The organism is Polyangium sorediatum, assembly GCF_029946465.1.
Classification (GTDB): Bacteria; Myxococcota_A; Polyangia; order Polyangiales; family Polyangiaceae; genus Polyangium; species Polyangium fumosum.
Genome location: NZ_JARZHI010000060.1, coordinates 28,436 through 54,747 on the forward strand (window position 1 = coordinate 28,436; position 26,312 = coordinate 54,747).

Sequence of the window (26,312 nt, forward strand, 5' to 3'; positions counted from 1 at the left end):
TTCATCCGGGCTCGCCGTCAGGGGACCTCGCGGAGGGCCACGGCCTCCACGGGCTCCAGACGCGAGCAAGGCGCGCCGACGAGCCCCGCAATGGCGCGGACGAGCTCGGCAGGATCGATGGGTTTGGCCGCGTGGCGCTGGAAGCCCGCCGCGAGCGCGCGCGCTTGGTCCTCCGCGCGCGCATGCGCCGTGAGCGCGAGCGCAGGCACCGCGCCCCCGCGCTCGGGCGTGCGGCGACGAACGAAATCGATGAAGTCGTAGCCGTCCTCGCCCGGCATCGCGATGTCGCTGACGAGCACGTGCGGGCGCGCGGCGTCGAGCTCCGCGATCGCCTCGCGCACCGTGGCCGCGATCCGGACGTCGGCGCGATGCGCGGCGAGGACCTGGCGCAGGATCTCGCGCGTGTCCTGATCGTCGTCGACCACGAGGACACGCAGGCCGCTCAGATCGGGCAACGGGAGGCGCGGTTTGCCGTAGGGCGGAGGCGTCGGTCCCTCGGCTTCACGCGGCAGGAACGCCGAGGGGAGGCGCACGGTGAACGTCGAGCCGAGGCGTGGACCTTCGCTGTGCGCGCTGACCGTGCCGCCATGCGAGACCACGATGTGCCGCACGACGGCGAGGCCGATGCCGAGGCCGCCGTGCATGCGGCGGCTCGAGCTGTCGCCCTGGCGAAACCGATCGAAGACGTACGGGAGGAAGTCCGGGCGGATGCCCTCGCCGTTGTCCGCGATGGCGAGCTCGAGCTCGTCGCCCACGCGGCGCAGGCGCACCTCGATGCGACCGCCGCGCGGCGTGAACTTGATGGCGTTCGAGAGCAGGTTCGTCGCGACCTGCCGCAGTCGCTCCGGATCCCCAAGGGCCGAGTCCTTGCCCGCGGAGCACACGACCACGAGCGTGATGTCCTTGGCCTGCGCGGCGGGCCGGAGCGCGTCGACGGAGGCCTCGACGAGCGGCGCGAGGCGCACCTGCCGCTGCTCCATGCTCATCTTGCCCGTGACGATCCGCGAGACGTCGAGCAGGTCCTCGATGAGCTTGTTCTGCGCCCCCGCGTTGCGATCGATCACCTCGAGCCCACGCGCGAGCTTGGCCGCGTCAGGCTGCGTCTCGCGCAGGATCCGCGTCCAGCCGATGATCGCCGTGAGCGGCGTGCGCAGCTCGTGCGAGAGCGTTGCGAGGAACTCGTCCTTGAGGCGGCTCACCTCGCGCTCCTCGGCGTGGAGGAGGTTCTGCAGCGCGACCGAGGCAAGCTGCGCGGAGAGCAAGAGCAACGACTCGTCGTCCTCGCGGAAGCCGTCGGCCTCGCCGTTCGTGACCTCGATCCACCCGACGCACGTACCGTCCGATCCGACGAGCGGCACCGCCATGAGCGGGCCGGGTTCGTCCGCGCGCTCGGGATCCCGCTGCGCGCGCTCCGATGCGGAGAGCGTGACCACGCTCCCCGCGGTGGCAACACGCGTGAAGATCCAGTCGTTCGCGGGATCCACAGGGACGGTCCGCGGCGCAGCGACCCCGCCCGCCGAGGACGCGGCCGTCCCGTGCTTCGATCCGCTGACGAGCGCGACGAACGACGACCTCGCCCCGAGCGCGGCGCGCGCGCCAGAGGCGATGGCGTCGAGCATCGCTTCGAGGGATCGCGCCCCGTTGATCGAGAGCGACGCGCGCGCGAGCGCCGCGAGCTGACCGGCCTTTTTCGCGATCGCCTGCGTCGCGAGGTTCGCCTCCTCCGTCTTGCGGTAGAGCTCGACGAACACCGAGACCTTCGCGCGCAGGATGTCCGAATCGACCGGCACGAGCATGTAGTCGACGGCGCCGAGCGCGTAGCCTTGCTCGGCCTGGATCGCGTCGCCGAACGCCGTGAGGAAGATGATCGGCGTCTGCCGGGAGCGCTTGCGTTGTCGGATGAGCCGCGCCGTCTCGAAGCCGTCCATGATCGGCATGTCGACGTCGAGCAGGATGACCGCGAAGTCCTCCTGCAACAGAAACCGAAGCGCATCCCGCCCGCTCTGCGCGAGGACGACCCGCTCCCCGAGCTCGGCGAGCATGGTCTCGACCGCGAGGAGCCTGTCCCTGCGATCGTCCACGACGAGAATCCCGACCTTGTCGCGAGCGTGCTTCATGCCGCTCTCTCCTCCGCGTGATGGACGCGGCTCATCGGTGCAGCCAGAAACGCAGCCGCGCGAAGAGCTGCTCGGGATCGACGGGCTTCGCGATGTAGTCGGTCGCTCCCGCCTCGAAGCACTTCTCGCGATCGCCCTTCATGGCCTTCGCGGTCACGGCGACGATCGGAAGTGCACGCCACTCCTCGCGCCCGCGGATCGTCCGGATCGTGTCGTATCCGTCCATCTCGGGCATCATGATGTCCATGAGGACGACATCGACCTCGGAGCTCTCTTCCAGCACCTTGATCGCGTCCCGCCCCGTCTCCGCCGCCTGCGTGATCATCCCCTGCTCTTCGAGGATGGTCGTCATCGCGAAGATGTTGCGGATGTCGTCGTCCACGATGAGCACGCGCTTGCCGGCGAGCACCTGCTGCGAGCTGTGAAGCCGCTCGAGCGCCTGCTGTTGCGGCGGCGTGAGCTTGTCGATCGGCAGGTGCAGGAAGAGCGCGACCTCGTCGATCAAGCGTTCGTCCGATCGGCTGTGCTTGAGGACCCCGCTGTGGCCGAGCCGCTCGATGCGCTCCTCGTCGGCCAAGGACGTGCTTCCGGCCGCGTGCACGATGAAGGGCACGTTCGAGAGCATCGTGATCCCCGAGGCGCGGCGCACGAGGTCGAGCCCATGCCCGTCGGGCAGATCCACGGCCGTCACGACGGCATCCGGGCGCTCCACGGCGAGCAGGTCCATCGCCTCGTCGACCGTGCTCGCGACGCGGACGTCGACCAGGTCGTGCTGGAGCAGGTTCAACTTGGCCGCGCGCTCCGGGCCCTCGGGCTCGACGACGAGGAGCGAGCGCCGCGGCGCGTCGAGGAACTCGATGATCCGTTCGATCGCGTGGGTGAGCGCGTCCCGCGTGCGCACGGGCTTCGAGAGCACGTCCCGCGCGCCCATCCGCAGCGCGCGCTCGCGCTCGTCGACGTCCGTCGTGATCACCTGCACCGGCACGTGCCGCATGCCGAGGTCGTGCTTCAGCCGATCGAGGACCCGCAGGCCGTCGATGTCAGGCAGGTGCAGATCGAGCGAGACCGCGGCGGGCTTGAGCTCACGCGCCATGGAGAGCGCGTCAGCCCCGCGGTGCGCGACCACGGCCTTGAGCCCGTGCTCGCGCGCGACCTCCACGATGAGCCGCGCGAACGCGAGATCGTTCTCGACGACGAGCAGCGAGCGTTCGCCCGGCCGGAGGGCCGTGCGATCGTCCTCGATCGACACCGGCAAGAGCGGCGGCGTGTCGATGATCAGGGGCTCGGGCACCTCGTAGGCCGCGAGCGCGCTCGTGGCCTCCTGCATCGTGACCACGCGCCCGCGGGACACGCGCTGCGGCGTCGCGTACACGTGCGGCACGTAGAGCGTGAAGGTGCTGCCGCGCCCCGGCTGGCTCGACAGACGCAGCTCGCCGCCGAGCAGGTTCGCGATGCCGCGGCTGATGGCGAGGCCGAGGCCCGTGCCGCCGTACTTGCGGCTCGTCGAGCCGTCCGCCTGCTGGAAGGCCTCGAAGATGATCTGCTGCTTGTCGGTCGAGATGCCGATGCCGGTGTCGTGCACGCTGAACGCGATCGCCCAGCCCGCGCGGCCGATGTGCTCGTTCTCGGGGCTGTAGCCGTCCGAAACGGTGCGGACCTCGAGGCGCACCTTGCCGCGCTCGGTGAACTTGAAGGCGTTCGAGAGCAGGTTCTTCAAGACTTGCTGCAAGCGCTTGGCGTCGGTGTGGATCGAGCGCGGCAGCATGGACGCGAAGTCGAGCTCGAACTCGAGCTTCTTCGCGTCCGCGACGTGCCGGAACGTGCGCTCCACGTAGTCGGCGAGGTCGCGGAACCAGACCTCCCCGACATCGACGACGACCGTGCCCGACTCGATCTTCGACAGATCGAGGATGTCGTTGATGAGGCCGAGCAGCTCGTTGCCGGACGAGTGGATCGTCTTGGCGAAATCGACCTGCTTGGCGAAGAGGTTGCCTTCCGTGTTCTTCGAGAGCTGCTCGGACAAGATCAGGAGGCTGTTCAGCGGCGTCCTTAGCTCGTGCGACATGTTCGCGAGGAACTCGGACTTGTACTTCGAGGTCAGCGCGAGCTGCTTGGCCTTCTCTTCGAGGGCCTGACGGGCCTGCTCGACCTCGCGGTTCTTGCGCTCGACCTCCACGTTCTGCTGGGCGAGCAGGCGCGCCTTCTCGCCGAGCTCCGCGTTCGTCTGGCGCAGCTCCTCCTGCTGGCTCTGCAGCTCGCGGGCGAGGGACTGCGATTGCTTCAGCAGATCCTCGGTGCGCATGTTCGCCTCGATCGTGTTGAGCACGATGCCGATCGACTCCGTGAGCTGATCGAGGAACGCGAGGTGCGTCGGGCTGTACCGCTCGAACGAGGCGAGCTCCAGGATGGCCTTGACCTGGCCCTCGAAGAGCACGGGCAGGACCACGATGTTCACGGGCGCCGCCTCGCCGAGGCCGCTCGTGATCGTGATGTAGTCGGGCGGCGCGTTGACGAGCAGGATGCGCTCCTTCTCGAGCGCGCACTGGCCCACGAGCCCCTCGCCGAGGCGGAACTGGTTGTCCGAGTGCTTGCGTTGCTTGTACGCGTAGCTCGCGAGGAGCTTCAGGATCGGCTCCTCCTTCGAGACGTCCATCGTGTAGAAGACGCCTTGCTGCGCGGAGACGACGGGCGCGAGCTCCGAGAGGATCAGCCGCCCGACCGTGAGCAGGTCCTTCTGGCCCTGGAGCATGCGCGAGAACTTGGCGAGGTTCGTCTTCAGCCAGTCCTGCTCGCTGTTCTTCAGCGTGGTGTCGCGCAGGTTCCGGATCATCTCGTTGATCGTGTCCTTGAGCGCCGCGAGCTCGCCCTGGGCCTCGACCTTGATGCTCCGCGTGAGGTCACCCTTCGTGACGGCCGTCGCGACCTCGGCGATCGCGCGGACCTGCGTCGTCAGGTTCGCCGCGAGCTGGTTGACGTTGACCGTCAGATCCCGCCACGTCCCCGCGGCGCCCGGGACGCTCGCCTGGCCGCCGAGCTTGCCCTCGACGCCGACCTCGCGGGCGACGGTCGTCACCTGATCGGCGAACGTCGCGAGCGTGTCGATCATGCCGTTGATGGTGTCCGCGAGCTCGGCGATCTCGCCCTTCGCGTCGACGGAGAGCTTGCGCTTGAGGTCCCCGTTCGCGACCGCGGTCACGACCTTCGCGATGCCGCGGACCTGGTTCGTCAGGTTGCCGGCCATCGAGTTGACGTTGTCGGTGAGGTCCTTCCACGTGCCGGCGACGCCCTTCACCTCGGCCTGACCGCCGAGCTTGCCCTCCGTGCCGACCTCACGCGCCACGCGCGTCACTTCCGACGCGAACGAGTTCAACTGATCCACCATCGTGTTGATGGTGTTCTTCAGCTCCAGGATCTCGCCCTTCACGTCGACCGTGATCTTCTTCGACAGGTCGCCGTTCGCGACCGCCGTCGTCACCGCCGCGATGTTCCGGACCTGCGCCGTCAGGTTGCCGGCCATCGAGTTCACGGAGTCTGTCAGGTCCTTCCACGTCCCCGCGACGCCCTTCACGTCCGCCTGACCGCCGAGCTTGCCTTCCGTGCCGACCTCGCGCGCCACGCGCGTCACTTCGGACGCAAACGATCGGAGCTGATCGACCATCGTGTTGATGGTGTTCTTCAGCTCCAGGATCTCGCCGCGCACATCGACGGTGATCTTCTTCGAAAGATCCCCGTTCGCGACCGCCGTCGTCACCGCCGCGATGTTCCGGACCTGCGCCGTCAGGTTGCCGGCCATCGAGTTCACGGAGTCCGTCAGGTCTTTCCACGTGCCCGCGACGCCCTTCACCTCGGCCTGACCGCCGAGCTTGCCCTCCGTGCCGACCTCCCGCGCCACGCGCGTCACTTCGGAGGCGAACCCCGAGAGCTGATCGACCATCGTGTTGATGGTGTTCTTCAGCTCCAGGATCTCGCCCTTCACGTCGACCGTGATCTTCTTCGAGAGATCCCCATTCGCGACCGCCGTCGTCACCGCCGCGATGTTCCGGACCTGCGCCGTCAGGTTGCCGGCCATCGAGTTCACGGAGTCCGTCAGGTCCTTCCACGTGCCCGCGACGCCCTTCACGTCCGCCTGACCGCCGAGCTTGCCCTCCGTGCCGACCTCGCGCGCCACGCGCGTCACTTCGGACGCAAACGAATTGAGCTGATCGACCATCGTGTTGATGGTGTTCTTCAGCTCCAGGATCTCGCCCTTCACGTCGACCGTGATCTTCTTCGACAGGTCGCCGTTCGCGACCGCCGTCGTCACCGCCGCGATGTTCCGGACCTGCGCCGTCAGGTTGCCGGCCATCGAGTTCACGGAGTCCGTCAGGTCCTTCCACGTGCCCGCGACGCCCTTCACGTCCGCCTGACCGCCGAGCTTGCCCTCCGTGCCGACCTCGCGCGCCACGCGCGTCACTTCGGCCGCGAACGAGCTCAACTGGTCGACCATCGTATTCGTGACGTTCTTGATCTGGAGGATCTCGCCACGCGCATCGACGGTGATCTTCTGGGTCAAATCACCGTTCGCAATGGCCGTCGCGACCTTCGACACGTCACGGAGCTGGACCGTCAGATTGCCGGCCATCGAGTTCACGGAGTCCGTCAGGTCCTTCCACGTCCCCGCGACGCCCTTCACGTCCGCCTGACCGCCGAGCTTACCTTCCGTGCCGACCTCACGCGCCACGCGCGTCACTTCGGCTGCGAACGAGCTCAACTGATCCACCATCGTGTTGATGACGTTCTTGATCTGGAGGATCTCGCCGCGCGCATCGACGGTGATCTTCTGCGTTAGATCGCCGTTCGCAATGGCCGTCGCGACCTTCGACACGTCGCGGAGCTGGACCGTCAGATTGCCGGCCATCGAATTGACGTTGTCCGTCAGATCCTTCCACGTGCCGGCGACGCCCTTCACCTCGGCCTGGCCGCCGAGCTTGCCCTCCGTGCCGACCTCGCGCGCCACGCGCGTCACTTCCGACGCAAACGAGTTGAGCTGATCGACCATCGTATTGATGGTGTTCTTCAGCTCCAGGATCTCGCCCTTCACGTCGACCGTGATCTTCTTCGAAAGATCCCCATTCGCGACGGCCGTCGTCACCGCCGCGATGTTACGCACCTGGCTCGTCAGGTTACCGGCCATCGAATTGACGGAGTCCGTCAAATCCTTCCACGTGCCCGCGACGCCCTTCACCTCGGCCTGGCCGCCGAGCTTGCCTTCCGTGCCGACCTCGCGCGCCACGCGCGTCACTTCCGACGCAAACGAGTTCAACTGATCCACCATCGTGTTGATGGTGTTCTTCAGCTCCAGGATCTCGCCGCGCACGTCGACGGTGATCTTTTTCGAAAGATCCCCATTCGCGACGGCCGTCGTCACCGCCGCGATGTTACGCACCTGGCTTGTCAGGTTACCGGCCATCGAATTGACGGAGTCCGTCAAATCCTTCCACGTGCCCGCGACGCCCTTCACGTCCGCCTGACCGCCGAGCTTGCCTTCCGTACCGACTTCGCGCGCCACGCGCGTCACTTCGGACGCGAACGAGCGGAGCTGATCCACCATCGTGTTGATGGTGTTCTTCAGCTCCAGGATCTCGCCGCGCACGTCGACGGTGATCTTCTTCGAAAGGTCGCCGTTCGCGACGGCCGTCGTCACCGCCGCGATGTTGCGGACCTGCGCCGTCAGATTGCCGGCCATGAAATTGACGGAATCGGTCAGGTCCTTCCAGGTGCCGGCGACGCCTTGCACCTCGGCCTGACCGCCGAGCTTGCCTTCCGTGCCGACTTCGCGCGCCACGCGCGTCACTTCGGACGCGAACGAGCCGAGCTGATCGACCATCGTGTTCACCGTCTTCGCGGTGCGCAGAAACTCGCCTTCGAGCGGGCGGCCGTCGACTTCGAGCGCCATGGCCTGCGAGAGATCGCCCTTGGCCACGGCGCCGATGACGCGCGCCATCTCGCTCGTCGGGTGCACGAGATCGCTGATCAGCGCATTGACGCTGCCGACCTTCTGCGCCCACGCGCCGGAGAGCCCCGCGACCGCCGCGCGATCGCCGATGCGGCCCTCCTTGCCGACGACGCGGCTCACGCGCTCGAGCTCGCTCGTCACCCGGCTGTTCAGCTCGACGACGTCGTTGAAGGTATCGGCGATCTTCCCATCGAGGCCCTCCCAATCGATGGGCAGGCGCACCGAAAAATTGCCCTTCTTGAGCGCCGTCAGCGCTTCGAGCATCAGCTTGCGATCGAGGACCCCTCCGACCGCCGCGGCCTCGCGCGCCGCCGGTCGCTCGGCGACGGTCGCACCGCGCGTCTTCTTTTTCACGTCGGCCGAGGCGTTCTTGGACTTGGCCCCGATGGGCTTGGAGCCGGGGACCCTTTTTTCACGAGCGGTCGCTGCGCGCGAGGCGCGGGTCGATCCATCCAGCGTACGTTTCGGCATGGCATCCCCTGGGACGACGACGCGCCGCCCGCAACAAATCGCATCCTACCGAGGGCCCCCTTTGGCGAAATCCGGCGCTCACCGGTTCCGGCGTAGGGCACACCCTTATGCCCCTGTGGAATTCGTGCTTGTCGATCGTGTGCGGTCCAACGACCGGGAAAAACCCGTTCGCGCGCCCATGGTCGGCCCGGACAACCAGGCTGTTTTTTTGCTGCTACGACGCGAGTTGGCGAATGTCGTCGAACGTGCGGATACGCACGCCTGCCGTGGCATCGGACACCAAGCTTGCCACCATCGCCGCCGCGACGTCGCGCGCATCAATCGGGCGATACACACGCAAAGGACCGATCATGGCCCCGCTCACGCCGCGCAGGATGGGAGTGGCGAACGCCTCGCCCGCCCTGTGCTCGGTGCGATCGCCCAGGAGCATGCTCGGGCGCAGGATATCGACGCATTCGTATCCGAGATCGCTGATGTCGCGCTCAGCCTCGCCTTTGACACGCAGATAAAAATTCATCGAGGTGCGATCCGCTCCGATGCTGGACACGAGCGAAAGCCGGCGGGCTCCCGCACGTTTTCCGAGCCTCGCGACGGAGACCACATAATCGTGATCGACCTTGGCAAATGCCGGTCGTGAGCCTGCCGCCTTGATGGTCGTACCAAGCGTGATGAATACGTCATCCACGGCGGGCAACGACGAGAGGCCTTCAAGCGCGTCGAAATCAGCGCGGATCTCCTGCAGTTTGTCGTGGTTGATTCCGGTCGGCCTGCGCACGAGCACGATGACACGCGCGTACGCCGGGTGTTCGAGCAAGCGCTCGAGGCAGCTCCGTCCAACGAGGCCCGTCGCGCCCGCGAGGAGCGCGGTTCGTCCTTGCAAACTCATTCCGACTTTCCTTTCCCTTTGCGAAGAAAAACCACAAGGCATGCGAGCATCACGGCGACGATCCCCGCGGTGATGCCCTTCCAGCCGAGCCCCGTGCCCGACGACGGCGAAGGCGCGCTCGTCCCGGCGGGCGCGGGCGCGGGCGGAGGCGCGGAGGCGCGGGCGTCGAGGAGGTTCTGCTCGGTCGTGGCCACGCGCCGGGTCTCGGGATCGGCGTGCGATTTCGCCACGCGTGCGAGGATCTCCCGCGCGGCCGGCGAGCCCACGCGGCGCAGGCTGCCGAGCGCGGCGAAGCGCAGCTCCTCCGGCTCCCGATCCACGGCGCGCCCGAGCGGCTCGACAGCGGCCTCATTCCCCTCGGCGCCAAGCGCCCGCGCCGCCGCGATGGCCGCGTCGCGCTCGCCTTTCTCCAGAATGGAGGCGAGCTCCGCCGTCACGGCCGGTACGAAGGCGCGCGCCGCGGCCGCGCGGATGACCTGCACACGATCGTTCGGAGGCGCCGCGCGGAGGAGCGGAATCCAGCTCGGCCCCACGGGCACGAGCTTGCGGCGTTCGAGCTCCATGAGCAGGCCGACACGCAAGGTGGCGGGCCGCGCGCCGTCGTCGAGAAGCGCGGTGAGCGCAGGGACGTCGGCCTCGCCGATCAAGGGCGCCGCGCCGGCGAGCGTGAGATCCCGGAGCGCGAAGGTCACGACCCGAGGCTCCGCGGAGCCGAGCATGGAGACGGTGACGCGCCCGAGCGCGGCGGGATCGGCGCTCGCCCGCGCGCCCTTGCCGAGCGCGGCATACACGCGCGTGGCGTCGATCCACGTCGCGCGGGTCGCGGGCACGAGCACGATCCGATCGGCGATGGCCTCGACGGATTGATAAGGCACGGCCGCGGCGTCCTTTGCATCGGGTCGCCTGCGTTCGAGGAAGAGGAGGATCTCCTCGCCGACGACATAGCTCTCATCGGCATGGCGGTGCGGCACGAAACGAATCTTTCCCACCTTCGTGTCGCCCTCTCGCAACCATGCGAGGATCCGGGCCTCGACGGGCGGCAAGGGGCCGGCGCCGTGGGGCTCGGCGCCGACATGCTCGATGCGCGCGGCCGCGATGACGTCGGCCGCGCTCGCCATCTGGTGCAACGTGAGCCCGCCCGGAATCGTATGGGCCTCCACGAGCACAGGCGCGAGCGCCAGGAACACGACGCTCATGGCGGAGACGTAAAGCGATGCGCGGGCACGGGGCACGGCGCGGATGCTACTCGAAATCGGCTCCACGTGGCGGCGGCCCGCCCTAGCAGGATCGAGGCCCGGGGCAAGCCGCGAATCCTTGCTCGGCGCTGGGAAACACGTCAGGATCGGGCCCAACGTCGGGGGCGAATGACCCGGGGCGGGGAATTCCGGAGAAAAACCATGACGGATCACGAGGACCTTCAAGAGATCGTCGATCGGCTCGAGGAGCATCTCGATCTCCCGGTCCATCCCACCTATCCCCTCAGGGACCGGGAAATCGTGGGCATCTGGCGCAAACGGAGCGTCGAAGCGCTCCGCGAGCTCGGCAGCCGCGGCCTGCTCACGCGCAAAGACGCGCTCGGAAAGGCGCTGCACGAGAGCCTTTGGGCCGTGGCCGACGCGCCGATGGTGGCGTCGTTCGAAGACGCGCCGGGACGAACCATCCTGCTCGGCGAGCTCATCCGCAACATCGTTCATCCCGGCCGCATCACGCAGGGCCTCAAGGGCACGTGCGCCGCGACGTGCGTGGAGATCTACGTGGCCGAGCGAGATCCAGCAGAATACGCGCGGATCATCGCGGGGCTCGTCAGCCCCACGGGCCAGGTGGCGCTCCGGAGCGGCGGGGAGCTCGTGCGCGACGAGGACGTCCTCGAACCCGACGAACACGAATACCGCAGGAGCCCGGTAAGCCGGTTGTTCCAGGTCGCCTGCATGGAGTTCGCCTACCCCGAGCTCGACTACCACAACGCGGAGGACGGGCAGTTCGAGGGCGTGAAGAACACCGGGACGGGGCTGAGCCTCGGCGCCTTCGATCGGCTGCTCGTCGGGATCACGGGGCACCGCTGGGAGACGCTCTCCGATGGGCACGCGCGTTTCGCGGCGCTGTTCAAGCAGCTCGGCCTGGACACGAGCGGCGTGGCCGATCTGCACCGCGACGCGCTCTCGATCATCGAGCGCGTGACCGCCGCGGGCGAGGCGGTCTTCGCCACGCTGGAGCTGCCGAAGGTGCGCAGCCCCGTGCGGAGGGCCGCGGGCAGCGCCGATCACGCGGCGCACAAGATCCGGGTGCTGAAGCTCGATCGTCCGAACGGAACGGTGTTGTACGACGATCCGATGGACCCCCAACAAACCTGGTTCGAGGGGATCCGGACGCACATCGTCGACCGCTACGGCCGCTGCACGATGCCCATCGCGGATTTCGAGAAGCTGCTCGTGGAGCTGAGTTACCCGCCCGAGCTCTGGCCCGGGCCGGAGCAGGCGCGGCCTGCCCCGACCGAGACCCAGCCGGAATCACGTTAACGCGGCGGCGCGGGCGGGGGCGGCGGCGCGGGCGGCTCGGCCCTCCGCGCGGCGTCCACGCACACCTTCGCGACGTGGTTCTCGAAGTGCTGCCTTCGCTGCCAGCTATGACAACGCAGGCTCGCGAAGCCGGCGGCATACCCGCCGATGGTCCCCAGGGTCAAAAGCACGATCGCAAGTCTCCGCTTCATGGTCTCACCTCTCGATTCAACGCGCACCGCGCCTCAGATCTCCACGCCTCGCCCGCCGAAACCGCCCCAGAACCCCGGGGATTGCTCGATCAAGTCCGCGAGGCGCGCCCGCTGCCGCTCGTCGAGCACCTCGTGCACCCTCGCCATCGAGCCCACCGTCGCCTTGCGCATCGCCTCGAGCGCCGCGTCGTGCCGCGCGAAGAGCTCGCCCATCACGGTCTCGTCGAAGCTCGGGCTGCGCATCGCCTTCGCCAGGTCCTCGCGGCTCTTGCGCAGCTCGCCGCGGTGCTTGGTCATCACCTCGCGCATCTCCTCGAACGCCGCCGCGATGGCCTTCTCCTGGCCCGGCGTCGTGTCGAGCGCCTCGAACAGCCGCCGCAGGACGAAGTGCGTCATGCCGTACCCGCCGGGCCGGAAGCCCGCCCGCCCGTGCGTCCGGAAGGGCCCGCCGTGCTCGCGGTCGTACCCGCCGCCCTCCCAGCCGCCAGGGCCGTAGCCGCGCCCGCCCCACCCGCCGCCGCCGTACGAGCCACAAGCGCCGCCGTACCCGAAGCTGCGGTAGCCGTAGCCGCGGTGGCACCCGCCGTGGCGCAGCACCTTGACGAGGCCGATGAGGCAAGCAGTTCCGATCAGAAATCCGAGCATGTTCCCTCTCTTCCGCGGCTTTTCGCGCGCCGCGTCGTTCACGCAGAGGAACATCACTCGCGCGTGTGAAGGGCGCGCCCCGCTCGGTGTGAAGAAGCGCAAAGACCTACGCGACCCAAGAGAGTGGCCAGGTCCAGCCAGCCTCGGGTAGAGTCGTCTCGATGCGGCGGTGGTTCTTCGGGCTCGTTTTCCTCGTCTTCCCCGGCTGCGCGGCCACCGCGCCCGCGGAAGCAGGGCCGAAGACGAGCGGGCGCACCCCGATGCTGGTGCAGCCCGTGCAAGCCACGGCACGCAAGCCCGCGCCGATCGCCACGCCCGTCGCGACGAACGAGCCCGCCGCGGACCCCGACGACGACGACGAGGAAGGGCCGGACGACGACGAAGCCGAAGCCGCCGAGGCGGAAGGCTCCGAGGCCGAAGCCCCCGTCGCGGCCCCGCCGCCGCCCAAGCCGCCGTCGCCCTTGCTGGCGCTCAGCGTGACCCAGCTCGAAGCGCGTTACCGCAGCGATCCTGCCTCCGTGGGTCCGCTCTCGCTCGGCGCGACGAACGCGGGCGCGCTCGTGAACGGCGTGCAGATGCCGAAGAGCGAGAAGTGGATCGTGCAGGATCCCTCGTGCGCCTGGGGCACGCAGGAGACCGTGGACGCGATCGCGCGCAGCATCGAGAAGGTCGCGGCCGAGCACCCGGGCGCCCCGCCCCTCGCCATCGGGCACATCAGCAGCAAGAAGGGCGGCCACCTCTCGCCCCACAGGAGCCACCAGTCGGGCCGCGACGTGGACCTCGGCTACTACCACAACCCGCCGAAGACCACGTTCGTCCGGGCGACCGAGTCGAACCTCGACCTCGAACGCACGTTTGCCTTCGTGAAGACGATCGTGAGCGAGTCCGACGTGGAGCTCGTGCTCATCGACACGTCCGTGCAGCGCCTGCTCGTGGCCCACGCCCTCCGCAAGGGCGAGGACGAGGCCTGGCTGGATCAGGTCTTCCAGGTCCGCGGCAAACACCCCCGGCCCATCGTGCGGCACGCGCGCGGGCACGGCAACCACCTGCACGTGCGCTACGTGAGCCCGGTCGCGCAGGAGCTCGGGCGCCGCGCGGGGGCGTTCCTCAAGCGGGAAAAGGTCGCGCCGCCGCACGTGGCCGACGCCGTCGTGATGCACAAGGCCCGGAGCGGCGACACGCTGCAGATCCTGGCCCGCCGGTACGGGACGACCGTCGAGGCGATCCAGGGCGCGAACGGGCTCAAGACCATCGACATCAAGATGGGCCGGACGTACCGGATTCCGGTGCCCAAGCCCCCTGCCCCGCCGAAGGCGCCGGCCGTCCCGAAGCGGCGCGCGGCCCCGCCGCCGCGCACTGCCGCGGGCGCGACGCGCGGGCCTTCGGCCCACGGGCGCTAACGCCATGGAGTACCGGAACAACCTCGACGCCGCGCGGATGCGCATCGAGACGCTCGAAGCGAAGCTCGCCGAGCGCGCGGCGTCGCTTCGGGTGCGGGAGGCGGAGCTCGCCGAGCAAATCACCGAGAACACGCGGCTGCGACAAACCGCCGGCAAGCCCCCGCAATCCCGCGGCGTCTGGATCACGCTCCTCGTGTTCACCCACGTCGCCGTCGCGGGCCTCGGCGGCCTGATCTTCCTCGGCGCCTTCGGACGGTCGCCCTCGTACGTCAACTGCCCCGAGTGCCCTCCCCCGCCCCCCGCGCTGGCCCTCGCGGACGACCCCGCCGCCCACCCCCCGACCCCGAGCGTCGAGGGCAAGGCCACGGACAGCGACAGCGGGGAGAGCTCGATCACGCAGTCGAACGACCGCATGCGCCCCGAGGTGCGGGCCTGTCACGTCGAGGAGCGAAAGAAACAGCCCGACGCGAAGGGGTTTCTCTCGGTCGTCTTCGAGGTCGAGCCCGAGGGCAAGATCGGTCGGGTGAGCTTGAGCCCCATGTCGGTCGGCCTGAAGCCCTGGTGGAGCGCGGACTTCGAGCGTTGCGTCGCCAAGGCCTACCGGAGCCTCGCGTTCCGCCCCTTCGACGGGGCGAAGACCACCGCGAAGCACACGTACTTCCTCTCGACGAACGACCCCCTCGGCTTCTGAATCCGCGTGCAAGCGCGCGCGCCGAGGCAGTATCCTCGCGCGCACCGTGCGTCTCCCCCGCCCCTCCCTCTCGGCACAGGTGATCGTCGCGCTCGCGCTGGCCTCGTGCCTCGCCGCTTGCGCGTCCGAGCCGCTCATCGCAGAAAGCCCCTGTCCGCCGCCCGCGAAGAGCACAGCTCCGGCGGCCACGACGCCGCCGAAGGCCGAAAACGCGCCGCGCACACTCGAAGTGCGCCTCGCGCCGACGCGCGACGGAGGGAACGAGGTCGTCGCGATCGACGTGTCGATGCGCTTCTCCGTGCCGCCCGTGGATTTCGGCGAGGCGCGGCCGCTCGTGTTCCGGCTCGACGACGCGCGTGTCGAGGACATCGACGAGCTCGCCGCGCGTGACGCCGAAGGCTCCCTCGGGCTCGTGCGGGACGAAGGCGAAAGCAACGACGGGGCCGTCGCGCCCGCCGCCTGGCGCGCCGAGCGTCGCGCGCGTGGCCCCGTGACCGTGAGCTACACGCGAAAGCTCGCGGCCGGCGGCGCCGCGCCGCTCTCCGCATCCGCGGGTGGTTTCCTCGGGGTCGGGCGCGCATTCTTGCTCGTGCCGGAGACGACCGAGCCGCACGTCATGCGCGTGCGCTGGGACATGGCGGGGCTCGGAGACGGCGTGAGCGGCGCGTCATCGCTCGGCGCGGGCGACGTCGAAGTCAGCGGCTCGCCGACAGCGCTCGCAGGCGCGACGTGGGCCGCGGGGCCCCTGCATCGCGTGACGATCGAAAGGCCAGCGACGCGCGAGGGCGAGGGCGCCTCGTTCGCGGTGACCTCGCTCGGGCGCGGCGTGTTCGACGTGCTCGACGCAGGCGCCTGGGCGAGCCGGGCCTGGGCCTCGGTGCGACCCCTCGCCGACACGCCGCCCGGCCATTTCGAGCTTTTCCTGCGATCGAGCGGGAGCGCCGGGCGCCGCTTCGACGCTTCGGTCGCAGGGCGGAGCGCAATCGCGGTCGGCGACGAGGGGCTCACGTTTGGTTGGCCAGAAAAACGCGTGCTGGCGAAGGCGATGGCGCGGGCGAGCCTCGGGTATTCGGTGGCCGGCTGGTTCGACGAGGGGTTCGTCTCGTATTTCGCGGTCGACGCTTTGCGCCGGGCGGATCTCGTGACGGCGCGCGACGTGCTCGCCGAGGTCGACGCGCGGGCGACGCGGTATTTTTCGTCGGCGGAGGTGCGCGCGGAGGATCGCGGCATGTGGTTCGCAGCCGAGCTCGACGCGCGCATTCGGGCAAAGAGCGGCGGGAAGCGCTCGCTCGCGGACGTGGCGCGCGAAGTCGCGCCGAAAGCAGGCGAAGGCGAGGCCCAAGCGGCTCCGCCGCGCCGCGTGCCCGAAGCTGCGCTGCGCGAAGCGATCACGAAGGAACTCGGGGCCGAAGGCGAGGCACGTTTTGCGGCCGTCATCGGCAAAGGAGGCGCCGCCGAGGTGCCGGAAGGCGCGTTCGGCCCGTGCTTCGTGAAGGTGAAGAAAAAGGTGCCGCGGTACGAGCTCGGCTTCGATGCAGCCTCCGCGACCGAAAAGAAGGTGCGTGGTCTGTCGCCAAAATCAGCAGCGGCAAAGGCAGGACTCGCAGAGGGGGATCGCATCACGGCGGCGGATCTCGGGGACGGGACGATCGATCGTCCCGTGGAGATCGAGGTCGACCGCGGCGGGAAGCTCACGAAGGTGCGGTGGCTCCCGCGGGGCGAAAACGTGGATGGATTCTCGTTCGCGTTTGGCCCAAAGGCCCCCGCGAGCTGCGACGCGCCGAAGGCGCGCTGAGGCGGGAGCGGGAGCGCCCCCCCCTGCGCATGGGTCTCCTTTGGGAGCCGCTTCGCTGGGGCTTTGCCCCAGGCCCCAGCAGGGGCTGTCCGCCCCTGCACCCGGACCAGCGAGGCGCTGGACCCAGGACGATGAACTGCGCAATGCGCAGTTCATCGAACAGCCGGGGTCAAGACCCCAGGCGACCCTGCCCACCAAGGCGGCAGCGCTGCGGGTTCAACCAGCCGCGTGCACGTCACCCGCTTGGAACCCACCTCCATGGTCTTGCCACCGGCCCGTGGGGAGAACTGCGCGGAGCGCGACAGACCGTGCTTCCGTGGCGCACGGTCTCTCTCGACGAGGTCCCGCATCCCACCGTGTTCATGAACCTCGTGCGCGCCTGCGCGCCCCGAATCGAGAACGACGATCCCCTCGGCGCACACATGAAATGATCCCATTACCCAGTTTTGATTTCCCCGCCCTCCGCGGCTCTGTACCATGAGCGCCATGCGGGTGTTTTCCTTGGCTTGCTTCGCGGCGCTCTCCGTCTCCGCCCTCGCGGCCTGCAAGGCCGTGGTCACCTCCGCATCCGGCTCGCCGGATGCCGGCGCCGGAGCGTCCGGCGGTTCCGGCCCAGCGCCTTGCCCCGCCGAAGGGTGCGATCCACCCGTTCCGACGGCGTGCACGCCCGGCGAGAGCATCTCCTGTTACGACGGGCCCGCGGGCACGCTCGGTGTCGGCCGCTGTCGCAGCGGGCTCGCCGCCTGCGCCGCCGACGGCTCGGGATACGGCATCTGCGTGGGGCAGGTGCAGCCGCGCGCGGAGATCTGCGGCACCACGAGCGACGACGATTGCGACGGCGTCACGCTCCCGTGCACCGAAGTGCCCGCGTGGTTCCTCGCATTCGAGGGGAGCACGCAGACGTCCCAGCCGCTTCGCGTCACCTTCGATCGTGATGGCGACCTGCTCGTCGCCGCCTACTTCCCCGATCCGTCGATCCACGATTTTGCATTGATCAAAGTCGACCCCTGGGGCACCGAGCTCGCGCGGCTCTCCCTCGGCAGCTTCGACCTGCGGTTCGCCGCCGCGCCCGACGGTGGGCTCGTGGTCGCGAGCAGCAACAACAACGGTTTCTCGGGCGAGCTCCGCATCCGTCGCTACGACGCCGCCTGGCAGCCCGTCTTCGATCGGACCTTCTCGGCCGGGCCGGCGTGGCCCTCGGCGATCGACGTCGACGCCGAGGGCAACACCGTCCTCGCCGGCGCGTTCACCGGCTTCGTCAAATTCGGCGAGATCTCGATCGGCCCTGCATACGGAAACACCCCGGACACGTTCGTCGCCTCGTTTGATCCCGCCGGCAACGTGCGCTGGGCCAAGCGCGTCATCGAAGGCGCGACCGGCGAGCCGCAGGGCATTCAGACCGTATCCATGGATGCGCTCGGGAACGCCGTCCTCGTGGGCGCCGGGTCGCCGAACGCCGTCGTCGATTTCGGGGCCGGCCCCGTGAGCGTCGCCGCAGGAGGCTTCGCCGACGTCCTTTTGGCCAAGCTCGATCCCGCCGGAGCCCCGCTCTGGGTCAAACGCTTCAACGGCAATCCAATGACGGACAACATCCGGGGACGGCTCGACACGCAGGGCCATGTCTACATCGTCGGAAACACGGGGTATGGACTCGATTTCGGCGGCGGCCCCCTCGGCAGCCAGGGCGGGTTCGCGGCGGTCTTCGATCCGGCGGGGAACTACGTACGCAGCTTCGACGTGAACTCGAGCAGCGGATGGATCAACGATTTCGCCATCGATGCAGCAGGGAACATCGTTCTCGCGGCCGCCATGCACGGGGGCATGGGGACGTACGACTACCAAGCGCACCTGTCGCGCTGGAGCCCCGACGGCGAGCTGCTCACATCTCGAGACTTCGGCGACGCAGATGTGCAGGAGGCCGGCGGTCTCGTGCTGGACGCCGCCGGCAACCCCTCCTTCGTGGGTTACTCCTGCGGGACCATCGATGTCGGGACAGGGCCCCACCCCAACACGAGCACGGACACCTCCTGCAACGTCTTCCTGGCGCGGACCCTGATGCCCTGATCGAGCGCCAAAAAGCGTGGCCACCGGGCGCCGAACGCCCTGCCCCCCCGCAACATCACGATCGCTCCCCGCGGATGCCCTCCTGCAGCGCCGCAACCCGCCCCCCGTCCGCGCGGCCGCCGGCCTCCGGCGCCGCGAACCCGCCGCTCCCAGGCGCATCCCCCACCCTGCAGCGCCGCAAGCAGCCCTCCGCGCTCACCCACCCCCGATCGACAGCACCGCAGCTCGCAACCCCCACGCCGGAGGCGCCGACCTGCAGCGCCGCAAGTCCCGCTCCACGAGCCCGTTTCCCATCCTGCAGCGCCGCAGGTCCCCAAGCGCGCTCTGCTCCCTCCATCCTGCGGTGCTGCAGGCGTCGCGCCGGGGCGCTGCCCCGGACCCCGCGGGGGCTGTCCGCCCCTCGACCCGGACCAGGCACGGCCTGGACCGAGGTGGGAGAACTGCGCTCCGCGCAGTTCTCCCAACGGGCCGGTGGCAAGACCATGGAGGTGCGTCTCAAGCTGGCGACGGGCACGCTGCCGGCTGAACCTGCGGCGCTGTGGCCTTGGTGGGCGGGGTCGCCTGTGGTCTTGCCACTGGCTGTTCGATGAACTGCGCGGAGCGCAGTTCATCGTCCTGGGTCCAGCGCCTCGCTGGTCCGGGTCCAGGGGTGGACAACCCCTGGTGGGGCCTGGGGCAACGCCCCAGCTCCGCGCCCCAGATAAGACCACTCCGGCCTCAAGCCGGCGGCTTGCAGAACACGCCGACGATGGTCCCGAGGTTGTTTCCGGGTTTGCATTCGGCGTATGCGCCGTCGTCGTTTGGGATGACGGTCACGTCTACCTTCTGTGATTCGATCGTGGGGGGCATGCTCCAGTTGCAGGAGACGAGCCGGCATTCGCCGGGCTCGAGGACTTCGGTCGTCTTTGCCTCGCAGACCTTCATTTGCCCGACGTAGAAGCCGACTGAGAGGCCTGCGCCGACGGGATCGGCGCCGCGGTTGCAGATGGGGGCTCCGATCTCTGCGCCCTGACCGCTGCATGCGAATTGTGCGCTTGCGCCTGCGGTGGGATCGCCTGTGGCCGCGCCGTTTGCGTTTCCCGGGACGTTCTGGCGGAAGTTGTTCAGCTTGGGGTCGTCCCAGTTGTTCGTCCAGGCGCTCGTCTTCGGGATGGTCCCGTCTTCGTTGACGTGCGTCACGGCATAGGGGTGCTGGTTCCAGATCGTCCGCGAGCGGACCCATTTGTCGTTCGCGTCCGAGTACACGCGGATGCCGGAGACGCCGTGGGGGTGGCCGGCGCGGCACGTATTGCCCGTGCCGGGCGTGTCGGCGGGCGGAGGCGCGCAAAGGAAGCCCTCCTCGATGCAGGCGGCGTCGTCCTGGGCCGCGCAGCATTGCTTTGTCTCGGAGCACCGACAGAACCCGGCGTCGCAAACTCCGGAGAGGCAATCGACTGCTTTCTCGCAGCGGACGCCCGGGAACTGCGGGTCGACGCCGTTCGCGTCGAGGGTCTGGCACGGGATGCCTGTCCCGTCGGGCGAGCAGGCCTTGTTCGAGGGCGTGACGAGATCTGCGCGGAAATTGCCGTCGACGTCGGCGATGATGGGGTTTTCGTACCAGGTGCACGACGAGCGATACTGGCTGAAGAGGACGTCGCCCGTGTCCCCGTCGTACACGCGGACGAAACACTCGTCGCCGTAGACGACCTCGCTCGACCCGTCGGCCTCGAAATCGAAGACGCTCGAGCCCGTCACGTTCGACGAGAGGTCCTGCGTGGAGCGCGACCAGAGGATGTACTGGCCTGCGGGGCACGTGCCGCCCGTGTAGTCGCAGCGGCCGAGGCTGCATTGCCCGCCCGGCCGCGGGGCCGCGCCGCAATCGAGGTCGTAGATCGTGTAGAACGCCTGCCCGGCGACCGCCACCTCGGGGAGCCCATCGCCGTCGAAATCGCTGACCGTGGGGGGACCGCCGCCGCCATTCCCGGGGACGGCCACGGGCGGCTGCGCGAGCGTGCCGTCGATCGCGTAGATCATCACCAGGTTCGACCGCACGACCACGATCTCGGGATTTTTCGCGGGAATGCCCTCGCCGCCGTAGGCGCCGAAATCGGCGATGGCCACGTGCCCCGGCGCCGAGGACGAGGGGCCTGGGAAGTAGGTCTCCGGGACCCACGCGCCGCCGGCCCATTCCCAGATGAAATGGCCGTTCGTGAACTCGATGTTCGGGTCCTGATCGAGGTTCGCCACCACGGAGAAGAGGCCCGCGGAGTAACTCGAATAGAGGGGCGGGGCGCCCGACGCGAGCGAGCCGTCGGCGCGGAGGACGGCGCCCTCGCGCAGGATCTCGGGCTTGCCGTCGTCGTCGATGTCGTGGATGGCGGGCCCGGCCCAGCCCACGGGGCAGCGGTGCAGGTTGAAATCGCAGGGGCCGCCCGGGATGCCGGCCTGATAAGGAGCCTTCCAGAGCAATCCCCAGGCGCCGGACTTTTTCGTGAACGCGAGCGTCGAGCCGTCCGCCCCGTAGGCGACGATCTCGGCCACGCCGTCGCCGTCGAGATCACCCGACGCGAGCGAGGACGACGAGACGACCCAATCCGCCGCGCCGTCGCCGTCCACGTCGGTGCCGCCGAGGTTCGCCTCGAGCGAACAATCCTTGCCGCTGAGCACGCGGATCACACCTTGATCCTCGGTGTAATTCGCGATCACGGTCGGCGTGAACGCCGCGACGATGCTCGGCGGGCCCGCGGCCGCGGGCTTGTTGAAGTTCGTCACGATCGGCGTGCCCTGCACGTCGACGTGGCCCGGGAACGGATCGCCGTCGGGCGCCGTGCTGAACTCGCATTTGACGCGCGGCGAAAACTGGCCGGCGGCGATGACGTTGATGCACGTCGGATCATTCGGCGGCGACGCGCTCTCCCACGGCACGCATTGCTTGAGCATGGGCTCGCAATACGTGTCGTTCTTGCAATCCGCGTCGTTCGTGCAGCCGGTCACCGGCACGCAGACGCCGTGCGAGCAGACCTGCGTCGTCGGCTCGCACGTCGGGTCACACGTCCCCGGGAACCCGCCGCCCTGCGCCGAGCCGACGGTGAACGTGCCGCCGTCCCCGCCCTGCCCGCCCGAGCCCGGGCCCCCCGTCGCCCCCGAGCCGCCCCCGCCCGTATTCGAGCCGTCGCCGCACCCCTCCGCCAGCGCAGACAGGGCGAGCGCAAACACGCCCGCCGCGGCGAGCCAGCGACCTTGTACCGATCTCCTTCTCATTCGTTCCCTCCTCGGGAGCATTCGTGGGAGGGAGAGAATACCGGAATCGGCTCAATAATAATACACTTGCACCACGTGCAGCGCGACGAGCACGGGCAGCGGCCAGAACACGATGAGATGCGCGCGCGACGAGAGGAGACGCCGATCACGCGCCTTCACCGCGCCCCATCGATTCGAGATCGACGTCACCACGCCCGCGATCGCGCCGAGCACGCACACGGCGAGGAAATCAATCGAGAGCACCAGATTCAGGTGATGGCCGAGCCGGAGGCCCGTGTGGACGACGAGCGCGAAGATCGTCGAGGCGCCGATCACCCCGTGGATCGCCCGGAACATGGGCACGTCGAGCCACGTGAATTTCCTCCAGCGCTTTCGTAGCGAAAGCACGAGGCTCACGACGCAGAGCCCGAGCAGCACGTAGCCGGACACCTGCTTGAACGTGTCGTCCGTGAGCATGCGCGCAGGGCCGAGCCGGCCCGCGATCGTCGTCGGCACCGGGATCGGCCGCGACGCGACCGCCACGGCCGACAGGAGGAACGCGCCGATCGACGCCACGAGCAGCGGCCGGATCCCCGGCTCGGGCGGCACCGACTCCTTGCCGCGCGGCACGACCGACGTACCGGCCGCGGCCTTCTGCTGCTCGGCGGGCGGGAGCATGCCGACCCGCTTGGGCGGCACCCAGCTCCGACGCGCCTGCACGTAGCCGTAATCGTAGACGCCCTCGTCGAGCGACCGGAACGCGGCCTCCGCCTCCTCGGCGTACTCGTCCTCCGCGTCGTCTTCCTCGACCCCGTCGTTGATCGCGGGATCCTCGAAGAACGCCGGGAGCGGCGGCAGCGGCGTGATCTGCAGGTCCTCGACCGCACGCGCCGGCTCCTCGGAGAGCAGCGCCGGCGCGCGATCGGACGAGAGGCCGACCTCGGCCTCGTCCTCGGGGAGCGCGGGCGGCGCGAGCGCGCGGATCGCCGCTTCGAGGCCCTCGGCGTACGCGGAGGGCGTGGGCGGGCGGGAGGACGGGCGCGGCTTGAGCCCGGCGGACGGGCGCGAGGCGGGCGGGCGCGACGATGGCATGCGCCGGCTGCTCGGCGCGCTGCCGTCCGAGGTCTCGCGGAACGTGGGCTCGGGCGCGAACGCAGCCGCCGCCTCGGCGCCGAAGTCCGCGAGCCCGGGCGGGATCTCCATGAGCGGCAGGGTCTTCCGTCGCACGCGGCCGCCGCTCGACGGCGGGCTGCCCGGCATCACGATGTTCATCACGGTCGACGAGCGCGGCACCGCGCCCGGGAACGTGGGCCTGCGCTGCGAGACCGGCGCGGGCGTCATCGTGCGGCGCGACGTGGGCGCCCGATCCTTGCGTAGCGCCGGGCGCTCGCCCATCCGCACGGACGCCGCGGGCACCGCGACGGGGAGCGCGCCGTTCTCGTCCACGCCGAGCAGCTCCGCGATGAGCGGCTTGCACGAGCCGCAGACCGTGCCTGCGCCCGTCTTGCTGCAGAGCGCCTCGACCGACCCGCAGCCCTCGACGATCGCCAGGCTGAGCGTGCCGCGCGTGACGCGCATGCAGCCGCAGACGACCGCCTCGTCCGCCCACTCGGTGACCTTCTTCGACTCCTCCTTCGCGAAGAGGTTGCCCGTCGAGCGGAAGCGCCGCATGTCGAAGAACGACATCGGCACGGGCGAGGTGAGCGCGTCGCGGATGCGATCGAGGTTCTCCCAATCGCCCACGGTGACCGCGCCGATGAGCTTTCCTTGGCGCGTCACGAGCTTGCGGTAGACGCCGCCGGTCGTGTAGCGCAGCGCCGACGAGAGCGGCTTCGTGTCGCCGTCGTACTCGCCGAGCGCGGCGACCGTGACGCCGAGCAGCTTGAGCTTCGCGGACTGATCGGCCCCCTTGAACTCCGCGTTCTCGCCGAGCAGGTTCGCCACCAGGACCGTGACCATCTGGTAGCCGGGCGCGACGAGGCCGTACGTGATGCCGCCGTGGGACGCGCACTCGCCGATCGCGAAGATCTGCTCGTCCGACGTCTGCAGCCGATCGTCGACGAGGATCCCGCCGTTCGCCGCACACGTGATGCCCGCGGCCTTCGCGATGTCGCCGCGCGGGCGGATGCCGGTGGACACGATGATCATGTCCACGGCGAGGATCTTCCCGTCCTCGAACTCCATCACGAGCCGCTCGGTCTCGTCTTCGAGCCCCTCGTCTTCGGGCTCGTCCGCGACCTCCTTCGGCTCGTCGGCTTCCTCCAGAGGGTCGTCGTCGACGGGCGGGGCGAAGCGGTACGGGCCGGCGTTGCCGGGGGCGAGCTCGCCGGGCGTCAGCGACATGAGCGTCTTGCGCGCCTGCCGCTTCGCTTGCCTCTCGGCCTCTTGCTCGGCCTTCTTCTTCGCCGCGAGGTGCTCCTTCGTGGAGAGCACGCTCTTGATCTTCTTGCCGACCTGGATCTTGACGCCGAGCTCTTCGATCTTCTCCTTGAGCACCACGGCGCCCTGCGCGTCGAGCTGCCGCGGCATGAGGCCGGGCGCGACCTCGATGACCTGCACCTCGATCGGGTGCAGCCTCCGCCCGAGGTCGTAGATCGCCTTCGCCGCTTCGAGGCCGAGCAAGCCGCCGCCGATCACGGCGACGCGCAGCGACCCCTCGACGTGCGCCTCGATGTTGTAGACGTCGTCGAAGGTCCGGTAGACGAAGACGCCCCGGCGGAGCCGCTTCGATCCGTCCTCGGCCTTGATGTGCATGCCCTCGATGGGCGGCACGAAGGGCTCGGAGCCCGTGGCGAAGACGAGGCGGTTGTAGGGGACGCGACGGCCCGAGTACGACTCGACGAAGCTGTGCTCGCGATCGACGTAGACGATCGGATCGTCGAGGTAGAGGTCGATGCCGTGCGACTCGTACCAGTCCTCTTCCGCGAGGATCAGGCTCTCGCCGTCGCGGCCGCCGAAGATGTCGGTGAGGTGCACGCGGTCGTAGGCGGGGAAGCGCTCCTCGCCGAAGACCACGATGCGAATCGACTGGTTGACCCCGTTCTCGACGAGCTTCTGGCAGAGCCGATAGCTCACCATCCCATTGCCGATGATGACCAGCGTCTGCCGGTCGTCATCGACAAGAGGCTCGTCGGCATCGGGGAACCCCCCTGCCTTTCCGTCGTACGTGCCCCCCAATCCGGACGTCACCGGCCTCGGTTCTACACCAGGCTCGGGGCGGCGGGCACCTTCTCGACGGCTCGGCCGGAAGGGCCCGCAAAATTCGAGCGCTCGGCGTCACGCACCCCACGTGTCCGACGAACCACCACGGGCCCTTCGCCTCCGACGGGCCCTTCACGCCCGACGGGCCCGCGCGCTCAGTCGCGCCAGCGCGTCACCCGCTTGACGAGGTCGGGCATCCCGAGCTCCGCGCAGAGCGCCCGGAGCTCCGGCCTCGCCCCCCGGTACGCGAGGTCCTCGAAGCCCTCGGTCAACGGGACGTCGGTCCGGAGCGTGGCGAGCTGCTTGAAGAGGCGCGCCTCGTCTTCCCGGGCGGCGAGGGTCGCGGCGAGCTTCTCGGCGCCCCGCACCTTGAAGCCCCACGCGGAGGCCTCGCGTGGGATGCGCTCGATCGTGCCGAACACGGAGAGCACCGCGGCGGCCGACTTCTCCCCCCACCCGGGCAATCCGGGATATCCATCCGCCGCGTCCCCGACGAGCGCCAAGAAATCCGGGATGGAGGCGGGCGTCACGCCGAACTTCTTGGCCACCCCGTCCGCGTCGAGGACGGCGTTGTCGTTTTTCCGGTCGAGCATGACGACGCGGGTGCCGTCGACGCACTGCGCGAGATCCTTGTCGACCGAGGCAATCAGGACCTGCCCCGCCTCGTTCGAGAAGCGCGCGGCTGCCGCGGCGATCGCGTCGTCGGCCTCGAATTCGACCATGGGCCAGACCACGAGCCCGAGCGCGCGCATGGCGTCCTCGGCCAGGCCGAACTGCGAGGCGAGCTCCTCGGGCAGGCCGTCGCCGGTCTTGTATCCGGCGTACAGGTCGTTGCGGAACGAGCGAACGACGTGGTCCGTGGCACAAGCGATATGCGTCGCGTCCCGCGTGAGGACCATCAACGTCGAGAGCAGCCCGCGAACGGCGCCGACCTCGCGGCCGTCGGGAGCCTTGCGAGACGGCTGCGCGAAGTAGGCGCGGAAGAGCTCGTACGTCGCGTCCACGAGGTGGAGGCGCGGGCGGTCGGGTTCGGCTTGGCGCATGGATTTGGAATGGGGAATACGGGCCTTGGACGTCCGAAAGGGCGCGTATCCTACGGCGCCGAGCGCGGGCTGGGAAGA

At 69.2% G+C, this 26,312-nt stretch carries 14 protein-coding genes; 5 read left to right on the forward strand and 9 right to left on the reverse strand.

Going from position 1 to position 26,312, the window contains the following annotated elements:
* Positions 1 to 17: 17 nt before the first annotated feature.
* From QHF89_RS38760 to QHF89_RS38775, 4 genes are all read right to left on the reverse strand, one after another.
* Positions 18 to 2,117 carry a hybrid sensor histidine kinase/response regulator gene (locus tag QHF89_RS38760; RefSeq protein ID WP_136971149.1) on the reverse strand — a complete coding sequence of 700 codons (2,100 nt, stop codon included), beginning with the start codon at positions 2,115 to 2,117 and terminating at the stop codon, positions 18 to 20.
* A 31-nt stretch (positions 2,118 to 2,148) separates the two neighbouring features.
* Positions 2,149 to 8,583 carry a HAMP domain-containing protein gene (locus tag QHF89_RS38765; protein ID WP_136934863.1) on the reverse strand — a complete coding sequence of 2,145 codons (6,435 nt, stop codon included), beginning with the start codon at positions 8,581 to 8,583 and terminating at the stop codon, positions 2,149 to 2,151.
* Between the two features lie 214 nt (positions 8,584 to 8,797).
* Positions 8,798 to 9,511, reverse strand: coding sequence for an NAD(P)H-binding protein (locus QHF89_RS38770; RefSeq protein WP_136971148.1), 714 nt, complete (start codon positions 9,509 to 9,511; stop codon positions 8,798 to 8,800).
* Positions 9,466 to 10,665: a HEAT repeat domain-containing protein gene (locus tag QHF89_RS38775; RefSeq protein WP_284721486.1), complete on the reverse strand. Its 1,200-nt coding sequence runs from the start codon at positions 10,663 to 10,665 to the stop codon at positions 9,466 to 9,468. Before QHF89_RS38775 ends, QHF89_RS38770 begins: the two co-directional genes overlap by 46 nt.
* Positions 10,666 to 10,866: 201 nt before the next feature.
* On the opposite strand from QHF89_RS38775, the gene QHF89_RS38780 reads away from it, so the two are divergent.
* Entirely contained in the window at positions 10,867 to 11,985 is a 1,119-nt protein-coding gene (locus tag QHF89_RS38780; protein ID WP_284721487.1) for a hypothetical protein, read from the forward strand.
* Here the strand turns inward: QHF89_RS38780 and QHF89_RS38785 are convergent.
* Together QHF89_RS38785 and QHF89_RS38790 are read right to left on the reverse strand one after the other, a co-directional pair.
* Complete coding sequence (locus tag QHF89_RS38785) at positions 11,982 to 12,176, reverse strand: hypothetical protein (RefSeq protein WP_136934859.1); 195 nt, start codon at positions 12,174 to 12,176, stop codon at positions 11,982 to 11,984. The genes QHF89_RS38780 and QHF89_RS38785 overlap by 4 nt on opposite strands.
* A gap of 33 nt (positions 12,177 to 12,209) precedes the next feature.
* Positions 12,210 to 12,821: a Spy/CpxP family protein refolding chaperone gene (locus tag QHF89_RS38790; RefSeq protein WP_232379991.1), complete on the reverse strand. Its 612-nt coding sequence runs from the start codon at positions 12,819 to 12,821 to the stop codon at positions 12,210 to 12,212.
* A 161-nt stretch (positions 12,822 to 12,982) separates the two neighbouring features.
* On the opposite strand from QHF89_RS38790, the gene QHF89_RS38795 reads away from it, so the two are divergent.
* The 4 genes from QHF89_RS38795 to QHF89_RS38810 all read left to right on the forward strand — a co-directional run bounded on the left by QHF89_RS38795 (position 12,983) and on the right by QHF89_RS38810 (position 18,771).
* Positions 12,983 to 14,221 carry a LysM peptidoglycan-binding domain-containing protein gene (locus QHF89_RS38795; RefSeq protein ID WP_136971145.1) on the forward strand — a complete coding sequence of 413 codons (1,239 nt, stop codon included), beginning with the start codon at positions 12,983 to 12,985 and terminating at the stop codon, positions 14,219 to 14,221.
* 4 nt (positions 14,222 to 14,225) lie between these two features.
* On the forward strand, positions 14,226 to 14,912 hold the full coding sequence (locus QHF89_RS38800; RefSeq protein WP_136971144.1) for a hypothetical protein: 687 nt from the start codon (positions 14,226 to 14,228) through the stop codon (positions 14,910 to 14,912).
* Between the two features lie 46 nt (positions 14,913 to 14,958).
* On the forward strand, positions 14,959 to 16,707 hold the full coding sequence (locus QHF89_RS38805) for a M61 metallopeptidase family protein (RefSeq protein WP_136971143.1): 1,749 nt from the start codon (positions 14,959 to 14,961) through the stop codon (positions 16,705 to 16,707).
* Between the two features lie 486 nt (positions 16,708 to 17,193).
* Positions 17,194 to 18,771: an NHL repeat-containing protein gene (locus QHF89_RS38810; protein WP_136971142.1), complete on the forward strand. Its 1,578-nt coding sequence runs from the start codon at positions 17,194 to 17,196 to the stop codon at positions 18,769 to 18,771.
* Positions 18,772 to 19,488: 717 nt separating this feature from the next.
* Here the strand turns inward: QHF89_RS38810 and QHF89_RS38815 are convergent.
* From QHF89_RS38815 to QHF89_RS38825, 3 genes are all read right to left on the reverse strand, one after another.
* Entirely contained in the window at positions 19,489 to 22,011 is a 2,523-nt protein-coding gene (locus tag QHF89_RS38815) for an FG-GAP repeat domain-containing protein (protein WP_136971141.1), read from the reverse strand.
* A 51-nt stretch (positions 22,012 to 22,062) separates the two neighbouring features.
* Complete coding sequence (locus tag QHF89_RS38820) at positions 22,063 to 25,179, reverse strand: FAD-dependent oxidoreductase (RefSeq protein WP_136971140.1); 3,117 nt, start codon at positions 25,177 to 25,179, stop codon at positions 22,063 to 22,065.
* A 167-nt stretch (positions 25,180 to 25,346) separates the two neighbouring features.
* Entirely contained in the window at positions 25,347 to 26,234 is an 888-nt protein-coding gene (locus QHF89_RS38825; RefSeq protein WP_136971139.1) for a 5'-3' exonuclease, read from the reverse strand.
* Positions 26,235 to 26,312 lie beyond the last annotated feature (78 nt).